The organism is Prosthecobacter sp. (genome assembly GCF_029946185.1).
Taxonomy (GTDB): Bacteria; Verrucomicrobiota; Verrucomicrobiia; order Verrucomicrobiales; family Verrucomicrobiaceae; genus Prosthecobacter.
This window is the reverse complement of the sequence record NZ_JAQSEA010000019.1, coordinates 1-8,464: the sequence shown is the minus strand read 5'-3', so window position 1 is coordinate 8,464 and position 8,464 is coordinate 1. Positions and strand designations below refer to the sequence as shown.

At 58.5% G+C, this 8,464-nt stretch carries 7 protein-coding genes; 1 reads left to right on the top strand and 6 read right to left on the bottom strand.

Going from position 1 to position 8,464, the window contains the following annotated elements; all coding sequences use genetic code 11:
• From PSV43_RS01125 to PSV43_RS01110, 4 genes are all read right to left on the bottom strand, one after another.
• On the bottom strand, positions 1 to 238 hold a 238-nt coding region (locus tag PSV43_RS01125), incomplete at its 3' end, for a hypothetical protein (RefSeq protein WP_300192817.1).
• 595 nt (positions 239 to 833) lie between these two features.
• The gene (locus PSV43_RS01120; RefSeq protein ID WP_300192815.1) at positions 834 to 1,097 is read right to left on the bottom strand and encodes a hypothetical protein; all 264 of its coding nucleotides are present in this window, start codon (positions 1,095 to 1,097) and stop codon (positions 834 to 836) included.
• A 66-nt stretch (positions 1,098 to 1,163) separates the two neighbouring features.
• Positions 1,164 to 1,409, bottom strand: coding sequence for a hypothetical protein (locus tag PSV43_RS01115; protein WP_300192813.1), 246 nt, complete (start codon positions 1,407 to 1,409; stop codon positions 1,164 to 1,166).
• Positions 1,410 to 2,108: 699 nt separating this feature from the next.
• On the bottom strand, positions 2,109 to 2,471 hold the full coding sequence (locus PSV43_RS01110) for a DUF6876 family protein (protein ID WP_300192811.1): 363 nt from the start codon (positions 2,469 to 2,471) through the stop codon (positions 2,109 to 2,111).
• A gap of 383 nt (positions 2,472 to 2,854) precedes the next feature.
• On the opposite strand from PSV43_RS01110, the gene PSV43_RS01105 reads away from it, so the two are divergent.
• A complete protein-coding gene (locus PSV43_RS01105) occupies positions 2,855 to 3,922 on the top strand; it encodes a Fic family protein (protein WP_300192809.1) in 1,068 nt (355 codons plus the stop codon).
• Positions 3,923 to 3,973: 51 nt separating this feature from the next.
• On the opposite strand, the gene PSV43_RS01100 is transcribed toward PSV43_RS01105, so the two are convergent.
• Both PSV43_RS01100 and PSV43_RS01095 read right to left on the bottom strand, forming a co-directional pair.
• On the bottom strand, positions 3,974 to 7,366 hold the full coding sequence (locus PSV43_RS01100) for an efflux RND transporter permease subunit (RefSeq protein ID WP_300192808.1): 3,393 nt from the start codon (positions 7,364 to 7,366) through the stop codon (positions 3,974 to 3,976).
• The coding region (locus PSV43_RS01095; protein ID WP_300192806.1) for an efflux RND transporter periplasmic adaptor subunit at positions 7,363 to 8,464 on the bottom strand (1,102 nt) is incomplete at its 5' end. The genes PSV43_RS01095 and PSV43_RS01100, both read right to left, overlap by 4 nt.

Below are 8,464 nucleotides of genomic sequence, written 5' to 3'. Positions count from 1 at the left end.
TCTCTTTGGAATAGACGTAGAAGTTCTGTTTGAAGAACATCAGCAGTCCGGCAACCGAATCGTCCCCCGGCAGGGCTTTCACCTCGTCGAGAGCTGCGATGTCGCCGCGCATGAGGCGTTCGCTCGCGGCCTTCAGCACTGACATCGTTTGTTTCTGCTGCTCTGTCTGCGCAGAAGACCGAATGAGGGGAAACAGACAAAGCGTGACGGCGAGAATGGTGTGGAATCTGCGGCTCATAGTGTGCGTGAATTGTAGATGAAACGGCCCGGTTGCCGAGAAGAGTTTTGTGAAAACGAAGGGCAAGCGGCGGTGCCACAAGGCCCGCCTGTGCAGGCATCCTTTGAAAGTCTCCACAGAGACGCGTTTGCCCCGCCTGCGAGAGCAGGCGCTTCAGAGCGGACGGAACCGCAGATGTAGCAAGGACCGGCGACAAGAAGGGAGGGCGAAGGCGGGCAAAGTGGTCGTGGTCCGGCGAGGCTGTGCTTTGGTCCAAGATGCAGGTGGGAAAGCAAGCTGGCCTTTGTCAGTAGAAGGAGGGCTTGTCCCGACCCTGATGATGAAGGCGGGATTGCTCGCGGTGGGTTTGACTGGCACGGAAGCAGCCGGTAGCGAAGCGGAGGGTCAGGCAGAAGCGAAGCGTCCGGCTGCTTCGGTGTGCGGTATTGGGGCGGCAGTGACGTGGTTTGAGCCGCCGCGCCTTGACCCTTCAAGGCTCGGCTAGAAGGCGGATCGAACGGCGTCACGCGGCGGGCGAGGGCGTTACGGGACACTTCCCGTTAGAATGGGTAGTGCCTCACGCAGTCGGCACGAGGGAAAGACTTTTCCCCACACCTTACTCGATGTTGTATTCATCAGCTTCGTCATGAGCCAATTCGGTGACGTAGTATTCCAAACGATTGATACGCCAGTAGCCATTGACGATGACCGCTGTGTTGTAGCCGGGGCAGTCGATGAGAGTCCAGATTTTCGAGTTGGGCTGTTTGCGCAGAAAATCAATGTCGTCGTGGGTATCGAAAGCGATGTGGTCTGTTCCAGCTTTGGTCAAGGGTTTGAACTGTTCAAACCAAGTGTCGTAGTCGAGTTGAATGAAAGTCATAATCGATCTCCTTGGAGAGTTGGATGTGAAAAAAGAATGCCGCGCCCGAAGGCGCGGCATCGAGGTTTAAGCTGCTTGTGCCTCGGCAGCAGCGGGTTCGCGTTCCGCGATCCACTGCTCGGCTTGAGCAAGCGCTGTGCTCAGCTTCGACAGGTGGGATTTGAGGAAGCTGGTGGTTTGCTTCCATTCCTCGCCAGCCTTGTAGCTGCGGGACACGGTGGCGCTGTAGCGGGTTTTGCCCTGGTCTTCGTTTAGCCAGATGGTGACTTTGACTCCGCCGTTTCTGATTTCGTGGGCTGGTTTGTTATTCATAGGTTCTCCTTGTTTAGTGGTTTCTCCCCGAAGGGATTGGGAGCGTGGTGAGCAGCCGGTGAAGCAGGGCGTTGTCATGCCCAACACGGGAGCGCCAGCGAATGGAGCGGGCGGGGTATTGACTGCCCTGCGCGGCTGCTACGTTTCCAAAATTCCAAGTGAGAAACCCCAAGGAGGCCATGAAGAACCGCCCACAAAAAACGGTGCCAGGAAACTGATGGCCTGAATTGTCGCAAATCCATGTCATCGTGCGCAGCCTTCATGCGAGGATGCAAACCATGCTTCGCTTTGAGCCTGTCGTCTGGCGCATCGCGCCTCCCTGCTCAGGGTTCAGCAGGCGGACGGAACCGAGTCGGGGCAATGAAAGGTGATCCGCAGGAGGGCGAAGGTGGGCGGAGGAAATCACCGGCCTTGCTCGGCGGAGGTTTGGTCCAAGAGGTGGACGGGAAGCAAACTGGCCGTTTGGCGGTGAAGCGAAGGGCTTGTCCCGACCAAGCCGACGAATGGCGGGATTGCTTGTGGTGGAAGCGCGGAGCCGTTTGGCGAGGGCGTTGCGGGACACCTCCCGCTCGAATGGGTAGCGCCCCACGAAGTAGGCGCGAGGGAAAGGCATTTCCCCACAGATGAAACTGAAGTCAGAGAATCAGGGATTAGCGGAGAAAACCCGCCCAAGTTGCCTTGGGCGGGCAGGCTGCCCTGCTAGTATTCGCTGGGCAGCATCAGCACGTTATCGGTGAAGTAGAAGGACACTTCATCGAGAGGAAAGTCGGTGAACTCGATCTGCTTCGAGAAGACGACGTTGTAGTTGCCATCTTCACAGGCAAGTGTGGCACAGTGGTCAGGGTTGACCTTCAGCTTCCAGAGCTGAAAGGCTTCGGCTGCGACATCGCGGATGGATTGCGCGAATGCGATTTCATCGAGCAGCCAGTAGGCTCCGCCGCTTTCGGCGACGTATTGTGCGCCGTCGGTGTAGAGCACGTTGCGTGCGATGCCGTGGCGATGCCATTGCTCCGTGCCGGTGAACTGGCGGAGATCGGTTTTGGTGAGTGTGTTTTGATTCATGTTTTGCTCCTGGTTTGTGTTTTCACCCCGCTGCGGGGCGCGGTTGCAAAGGCAGAGTTCATTAGGCTGCCAGTCATGCCCCCAACACGGGAGCGGCAGCGAATGGAGCGGGCCGGGGGTTGATGGGCAGACGGCCTCTGCCAAAACCAAGCTCCCTCGCAGCGGGAAAACACCAGGAGCCATGCAGGAACACGAACCGCCGGAAGACAGTGAACGGCGTCACGCGGCAGGCGAGGGCGTTACGGGACACTTCCCGTTGGAATGGGTAGCCGCCCACGCAGTAGCGGCGGGGGAAAGGCTTTTCCCCTTGAAGATCAGCTATGAACGGAAGGCTTGCTAATTGGAGATAAAATGGATATAATTGGCTATTAAATGGATAGAACATGCTGCAAAAACTCGCCCCAGAACCGCCAATAACCGCAGAAATGCTCAAGCTCATCGCCTCGCTCGATGAGTTCAAAGGGCAGTGGCGGGCGTTCAAGCGTCTCTCGCGGGATCAGCTCTCGCAGCTCAAGAAGATCGCCACTATCGAGAGCATCGGTTCGTCCACCCGCATTGAGGGCAGCAAGCTCACGGACCAGCAGGTTGCCACGCTGCTCTCAGGCCTCAAAATTCAAGAGTTCAATAATCGGGACGAGGAGGAAGTCGCTGGCTACGCCGCAGCGATGGACACAGTGTTCGAGTCGTTCGAGCACATTCCGGTGACGGAGAACCACATGCGTCAGCTTCATCGCACACTGCTCCAGTATTCGAGCAAAGGCGAGAGGCATCGCGGCGACTACAAGACGCTGGACAATCATGTGGCAGCGTTCGATGCCAAGGGCAATCAGCTCGGCATCGTCTTTGAAACGGCGTCGCCGTTTGAGACGCCTTTTGCCATGAAGCGGCTGGTGGAGTGGATGATCGAGGCGGAAAGGGACGGCGACCTGCATCCGCTGCTCATCACGGGCGTTTTTGTGGTGTGGTTCCTTGCCATCCATCCGTTCCAGGGTGGCAATGGCAGGCTTTCACGGGTGCTGACAACACTGCTGCTCCTGCGGCACGGCTACAGCTATGTGCCTTATGCCTCGCTGGAATCAGTGATCGAAGAGAACAAAGAGTTCTACTACAAGGCGCTGAGGAAGACACAATCCACGCTGCGCAAAGAGCGGGCGGAGTGGGATGCCTGGCTATTGTTTTTCCTGCGCTGCCTCGTGCGGCAGAAAGATAATTTGAATGGGAAGATCCAGATCGAGCAAAAACGTGTCGAAGCCAGTTCGCCGCTGGCTGCATCCGTGATGCGGCTGCTTGATGATGCTGAGCGTGTGACGCTTGCCGAAGCGGTCAGAGCCACCGGAGCAAACCGCAATACATTGAAGTCAAAAATGTCGGAGCTTGTGGATGCAGGTCTGCTCGCACGGCATGGGCTGGGCAGAGGTGTCTATTACACGAAGAACCAGCGAGATGAATGATGGGCCTCTCCCACTGGTTGTGCGTGTGTTTGTCTTGCTGCTTTCGGAAGCTCATGGCGCGGTGCCATGATGAAACGATGAATGCAGGTTGCCTTTCCTGAACTCACGCCCGCGAAGCCAGAGAAAGATGACGGGCGTAACGATGAGGATGTGAATGAGGCTTGAGATCATGCCGCCAATAACGGGTGTGGCGAGGGGTTGCATGACCTCGGAACCCTGGCGGTGGCTCCACATGATGGGCAGTAGGGAGGCGACGATGGTGGCGACCGTCATGACCTTCGGACGCAGCCGCAGGCGTGCGCCGTCCTTCACGGCCTGCACAAGATCAGTGTAGGCGAATGCTGCGCCGAGCTGGGCCATGCGGGCTTTTACGGTCTCCTCCAGATACACGACCATGACGACGCCAGTTTGAACAGCGGTGCCAAAGAGGGCGATGTAGCCGACCCACACGGCACCATTGAAGTTGTAGCCGAGCAGCTTTTGCAGCAGCACGCCGCCACTGAGGGCAAAGGGCACGGCGAGCATGACGTGCGCGGCCTCCAGTGCGCTGTGATAGACGATGTAGAGCAGCACGAAGATGATGAGCAGCACGATGGGGAAGACGACTTGCATGGTCTGCACAAAGCGGCGCTGGTTCTCATACTCGCCGGTCATTTTGTAGGTCATGCCTTCCCAATCAATGGTCTTGAGCTTCTGTTCGACCTCCTGCACAAAGCCGCCGAGGTCGCGGTCCTGCACGTTGGCCTGGACGTATGAGCGCAGCCGACCATTTTCACTGGCGATCTCGTTGGCCCCGACTTCGCGGGTGATCTTCGCCACCATGCCAAGCGGAATGTAGGTAACGGGAGTGTTTCCAGCACTGGATGCCGCCATGCCGCTTGATGCCGCAGGAGCAGCACCGCCGGTCATGCCTCCGCCGCCACCCATTGGCGCTGCACCGGACGCGCTCATGCCCTGCCTTGCGGCGACGAGGATGCTGCTGAGCTTTTCAATGTCATCGCGCTCGCCGCGCTGCACGCGGATCTGAATGGGGAAGCGCTGCCTGCCTTCGATGGTGGTGCTGACGTTCTTGCCGCCGATGGCTATCTCCACGGAGTCGAGCACGTCTTTGGCGCTGAGTCCGTAGCGGGCCATGGCCTGACGATCCACCTGGATGTTGAGGTAGGGCTTGCCCTGCACGCGTGATGGCGAGACGCCTGCCGCGCCTGCGATGCTATTGATGAGCTTCTCGACCTCGAATGCCTTGCGTTGAATCTTGTCGAGATTGTCGCCGTAAATTTTCACGCCGACTTGGGCACGAATGCCGGTGTAGAGCATGAGGATGCGGTTCTCGATAGGTTGCAAAAATGCAGGCACATAGCCGGGCACTTGCTTCATCTTTTCGGTGAGTTCGGCTTTCAGTTTCTCCACCGTCATGCCCTCACGCCATGCAGGATTGCGCTTCACGCTCCAGCGGCCATCGGGGATGTATTCGGGCTTGAGCATGATGGTGGTCTCCAGCATCTCGGTGGGCGCGGGATCGGTGGCGGTCTCGAAGCGGCCCAGCTTGCCCGCTACGGATGCCACCTCCGGCGTGGCGGCGATGACGGTGTCCTGCCATGACATGACGCGCTGGATTTCTTTGAGACCGGTCTTCGGCATCATCACTGGCATGTAGAGCAGACTGCCTTCATTCAGCGGCGGCATGAACTCTTTGCCAAAGCCGGTGACGATCTCGCTGAGTCGCGGATAGCCTGCATCGCGGATTTGTTTCACCGTGGAGCGCGGCAGGCCAAAGGCGGTGAGTAAGGCCACGGCGAGGATGCCCATGGCCGCTGTGATGACCGTTTTGCGATGATTGAGCGCCCAGTCGAGCGTCGGCTCATACAGGCGCAGCAGGAACTTCATCACGATGTTGCTTTCCTCCGAATGAAACGGCCCGCGCACGAGCAGCGAGCACAGCACCGGCACCAGTGTGACCGCGAGCAGCGTGGAGCCGATCATGGCAAAGGTCTTGGTGAAGGCCAGCGGATGAAACAGTTTCCCCTCCTGCCCGGTGAGCGCAAACACGGGCACAAAGGCGAGGATGATGATCGCCATGGCGAAGAAGATGGGCCGCCCCACTTGCGTGCATGCGACCAGCGTGACATCCCAGGTTTCTTGGGAACTCAGCCGCCCGCCTTTCTTGTGCTCCGCCTCCTCGCAGTGTCGGATAACATTTTCGGTGACCACGATGGCCGCATCCACCAGCACGCCGATGGCGATGGCGATGCCGGTGAGCGACATGATGTTGCTGGTGATGCCGAACTCCTTCATCAACAGGAAGGAGATCAAAATGGAGATCGGCAACGGCAGCGTGACGATGAGAATGCTGCGGAAGTGCCAGAGGAAGATGATGTGCGCGAGTGTGACGAGAATGAACTCCTCGAGCAGCGCGTGCTTGAGCGTGCCGATGGTGCTGTCGATCAGTTCACTGCGATCATAGAAGGACTTGATGGTGACGCCCGGCGGCAGGCTGGGAGCGATCTGCGCGATCTTTTCTTTGATGCGCTCGATCACGGCCTTGGCGTTTTCACCGGTGCGCATGACGACCGTGCCGCCCACGGCTTCATGGCCGTTCAAGTCGAGCGCGCCACGGCGGAAGTCGCCGCCGATCTGCACCGTGGCGATGTCCTTTAAATAGATGGGCGTGCCCTCCATCGCCTTCACGGTGACGAGTTCTAGGTCTTCAACGCTGGTCACGAGGCCGATGCCGCGCAGCACGAACTCCGCGCCGTTTTCCTCCACCACCTTGCCGCCGACGTTGAGGTTGGCGTTCTGAACGGCGGTCATGACGTCCATGAGCGTGACATTGGATATGCGCATCTTGGTGGAGTTCAGCTCCACCTGATACTGCTTCACAAAGCCGCCAATGCTCGCCACCTCGGCCACGCCTTGCACGCTGGCGAGTTGATAGCGCACATACCAGTCTTGTAGAGAGCGAAGCTGCGCGAGGTCATAACCGCCATCCGTGACTTTGGTGGGATCGACATCGAAGTAATATTGATACACCCAGCCGAGGCCGGAGGCATCGGGGCCGAGCTGCGGCTTCACGCCCTCGGGCATGGAGCCTTGCAGGTAGTTCAGCCGCTCCAGCACACGGGCGCGGGCAAAGTAAGTGTCCACCTTGTCCTCGAAGATGATGGTGATGAGCGAGAAGCCGAACATGGAAGTCGCACGCACTTCTTTGACGCCCGCGAGTCCCTGCAATCCAGTGGAGAGCGGGAACGTCACCTGATCCTCCACCTCCTGCGGACTGCGGCCCATCCACTCGCCATAGACGAGCACCTGGTTCTCCGTGAGGTCAGGGATGGCATCCACCGGCGTCAGGTAGATGGCGCGCACGCCGAGCGCGATGAGCAGCAACGCGGCGCAGGCGACGAGGAAGCGGTTCTTCAGGCTCCAATGAATGATGGCCTCGATCATGGCTGGCCTCCGCGTTTGATTTCTTTGGCGCAGTTCAGCATCTCTTTGCCGAAGAATGGATTCTCACCTGCTCGACCTGGCATCTGTATCCAGTGGCCCTTCTTGGGAGCGCCGGGAATGGCCTGATCAACCATGACGCATTCCCAGACCTGGAATTCAGGCGAACCCGCAGCCGTTCGCAAAGGCTCCAGAACGGCTGTCGCGGCCAGGGTGAACTTATGGAAAGCAACACGGGCTTTTTGAATGTCCTCAAAGCCGTGGAAATGCCGGGACTTTTCCAGGGCATCGAGTGAGTCCAAAGCGCCTTCAGGAGAGCGCAGCGCCTCGACCAGTTCGCCTGCCTGCATCATGGCTGGCTCGCTGGCTTTGTTAAAGGCGGATAGATCGTCTGCGGCGAGTGCTGCTGCCATGGCATCAGATACTTTCACGAAATCACTGATGGCCTGTTTCTGCGCATTGCTGAGCGTGTCAATGGGTGCGGCAGTTTTCATCGGCTCCACGGGCGACATGAAGGAGCGGTTCATCTCTGCCTGCCCATCAATGAGCAGGTTGCCATTGGTCACCACTTTGTCCCCGGCCTGGATGCCAGAGAGGATCTCCATCAGCTTGTCGCCACGGCGTCCCAATTTGACCACAGTGCGTGCGTAAGCGCCTTCGCTCTGATCTACATAGACGACGGCTTCAGGGCCAGTCTCGATGACGGCGGAGCGTGGTACGGTGAGCACGGCAGGTGCGGCGATTTTCAGCGCACCATCTGCATAGAGCCGGTGCAGCAGCACACGGCGGCCATTGATGAGAGGGTTTGCCAGCTCGACGCGCACCTTGGTGGAGCGTGTGGTTTCGTCGAAGTTAGGGTCGATGAAGGTGACTTTCCCCTCAAAGGATTTTCCGGGCAGGGAGGGCGTGGTAACGGTTACGTTTTGACCGATCTCGATCCAGGGCATGTCCTGCTCATAGGCACGGAACTGGAACCACATGGTCGAGAAATCCGCGATCTCCAGAAGCTTCTCACCCGCCGTCACATACTGTCCTTCATAGACGTTTTGCCCCACGACTGTGCCACTGATGGGCGAGAGGATCTGAGATGTAAGAGCATCG